Origin of the sequence: Vibrio sp. B4-6, from assembly GCF_963888245.1 — a bacterium.
GTDB lineage: Bacteria > Pseudomonadota > Gammaproteobacteria > Enterobacterales > Vibrionaceae > Vibrio > Vibrio anguillarum.
The window spans coordinates 1-2676 of record NZ_CAWPIM010000042.1; the positions used below are offsets into that span (position 1 = coordinate 1).

At 40.7% G+C, this 2676-nt stretch carries 3 protein-coding genes; all 3 read right to left on the reverse strand.

The window, feature by feature from the left end; all coding sequences use genetic code 11:
- Positions 1-731 precede the first annotated feature (731 nt).
- Positions 732-1301, reverse strand: coding sequence for a PIN domain-containing protein (locus AACV20_RS11475; RefSeq protein WP_170908084.1), 570 nt, complete (start codon positions 1299-1301; stop codon positions 732-734).
- Positions 1301-1753 (reverse strand): helix-turn-helix domain-containing protein, encoded by a 453-nt coding sequence (locus tag AACV20_RS11480; RefSeq protein WP_170908085.1) that lies wholly within the window; start codon positions 1751-1753, stop codon positions 1301-1303. The genes AACV20_RS11475 and AACV20_RS11480 overlap by 1 nt, the downstream gene beginning before the upstream one ends.
- A 255-nt stretch (positions 1754-2008) precedes the next feature.
- A complete protein-coding gene (locus AACV20_RS11485) occupies positions 2009-2524 on the reverse strand; it encodes a GNAT family N-acetyltransferase (protein WP_170908086.1) in 516 nt (171 codons plus the stop codon).
- Positions 2525-2676 lie beyond the last annotated feature (152 nt).

Genomic DNA, 2676 nt, shown 5'->3' on the forward strand with positions numbered 1-2676 from the left:
AAAGCTCATTTGCCGACAACATAAAACGAATGGCCGGAGAAACCTAAAAAGATTGAACCCCTAAATTTACCTGAGTTGCATAACGCCCGGCTAAGGGGTTGACAACGCACCGCCGAACTCAAAAAACCACTGTAAACACTGAACTTCAATTTTGCACTAAAGTCGCCACGCGTTGGCAATCCCTCTTGAGCCGTTTGTTAGGCCAACTGATTGACACCGGCACTTTCAAAACTAGAGAACGAGCTTTTTTTGTAAACTTGAAACAAACTAACCGATTCACTTATAAACCAAAATGCTAAATCAGCAAAGAAACAAAAAACTCAAATTGAGCGATTTGGAAGAAAAGTGACGAGCGTAGCATGCTCGGCGGACGTTTGGATGCTGAAGGTTATTATGCCGCTGAATTCACAACGATAAACAGCTCAACGCGATCAAGAAACAACAAATATGTGATGACTATTTATTGCTTAACTTAAGCCAGAAAACATTGAATTTACCGTTCAATTTCAACTCGATTTAGCTGATAAAAACTCACCTTGCCTAACGCCCAATTAAGGTGTGAAGCGCGCGACCACGACACCTAATTTGACCACCGTAATCACTGAACGCAACCCAAACCAAAAATGCCAAGCGTGCTGAATCACTCTTAAATTGTTTGTTATGTTTCTTGGATTCAAGTAACGTTTTGGACTGATTAAAAGCTACCTAAGTAGCTTTTAAAGATATAACGATTAGAGAATCGCTTGAAATTGCTTCATCTTAGACACAAAGCTTGGCAGCTTTTGTTTTTGCAAACAAGCCAAGAATTCTTCCGCGCTCATTTGAGGATTTTTTAAACTACGCCTTTGTTGCTGGGCTGCAGTTATACATGCACTAGCATTTAGTTCAAACATATCACATAGGAATTCATCTGGATGAATAGCGGACAACTCAAGTGGTTCTAGCTCATCTTTAGGAAAGTCCTTTAAATTGAAAGTGATAATTGATTCCGCTTGACCTTTAATTGCAGCTGCAACGACATGCCTATCATCAACATCAGGCAAAGTAAGACCATTGATTAACGGCTCATAACCTTCAATCAAACAACCCGGAACACTCTTATCCATAAGCTCTCTAGTGCGCTTAAGTTTTTCCGGATCCAGTTCTGGGTTGTTTTTAATTAAGTTTCTAATCCATTCATCATGAATTTGGTTAGTCCAACGTGCTCTGTAAAGTCCAGTGCAAGCTAAATACATCAAGTAGCTACGAAGTGGGGCTGGATACATGACACATGCGTCAAGAATTACCGTATATGACGACATTAGTACCCCATACCCATTTCCTGATCTAACGCAGATAAATCAGCAAGAGTAGCAAGGCTTTCTTCTTCAAGCTGTTTCTTATGCGTCATCACATCAGCAAACGCAATCTTTCTACGATTTCCTGACCGCGTAAAAGGAATAACTCCAGAATCAAGAAGCTTAATAAAAGTTGGGCGAGATACATTTAGTAGATCAGCCCCTTCTTGTGTTGTCAGCTCTGCATGGATAGGGGTTATGCTAACAGAGTTCCCTTGCCCTAACTGAGTTAAGACTTCAATCATTAGGTTTAACGCACTTGCAGGAATTGTAACTTCATGCGTTTTACCACTTTTATCAATAACATTAATAGTTTGAGCTTCACCGTTTGTTTCCAGTACTGCGGACAGCTCTTGGCTACCAAGCCTAGCCAGTGCAATTTCTTCAGCGCTTGGCAATTTTGTAGCTATGCTCATTTTGTTTTCTCTCTATTTTAAAATACCTAGTTAAATTTTAACTACGACCTAATTATCCGAAATATTCGAAAGCCTGTCAACATTCGAAGTATTCGAAAAGTATTTTTAATACTTAGGTAATGAGAACGACTGAAACATAACGCCCGGCTAAGGGGTTGACAACGCACCACCGAACTCAAAAAACACACTATAAACACTGAATTTCAATTTTGTACTAAAGCCACCACGCGTTGGCAATCCCTCTTGAGCCGTTTGTTATGATTGTGGTCGGGGAATCGTATATTCGTAAAAAGAAACGCCACTATCATTAGCTGGTTGCTCTATAAAGCCTAACTTTTTAAGCAAGTTAGCTGAAGCAACATTAGATCTTTCAACGCCACCGACCAGCTTTGACCACGACTCAGTTTTAACTATTTTTTCGATAAAACTTTTCAGTAGCTCACTCGCCAACCCTTTACCCCAATATTCTTCACTCAGTAAGTAACCAATATGCGCTTCACTTTCGCTCTCTACATAGGCGAAAAGAAAACCGATTAGCTCTTGCGCTTCCGATTTTACTTGAAGCAGCCGACTCTCCGACGACATTCGGTCAAGCCAAACTCTAGCCAATTCCACGGAAGTAATGCCATGAAAATATGGAGGCAAGTTTTCAACAACCAATGGCGTTAGTATATTAGGGATCTGTTCGACCAGAGCTGAACGCTCAGTTAACGAAAGATCACCTGAGACTTCAATTACTCTCAACCTCTGAGTTTCAAACGAAATTGTCATAGAATCTGCCTATTTGGATACAAATCATAACGCCCGGCTAAGGGGTTGACAACGCACTGCCGAACTCAAAAAACACACCGAAAACACTGAACTTCAATTTTGTACTAAAGCCGCCACGCGTTGGCAATCCCTCTTGAGCCGTTTGTTAGGTA

Coding starts and splice junctions, on each gene's coding strand:
- AACV20_RS11475 (WP_170908084.1), bottom strand. CDS start 1,301: ATGTCGTCATATACGGTAATTCTTGACGCATGTGTCATGTATCCAGCC.
- AACV20_RS11480 (WP_170908085.1), bottom strand. CDS start 1,753: ATGAGCATAGCTACAAAATTGCCAAGCGCTGAAGAAATTGCACTGGCT.
- AACV20_RS11485 (WP_170908086.1), bottom strand. CDS start 2,524: ATGACAATTTCGTTTGAAACTCAGAGGTTGAGAGTAATTGAAGTCTCA.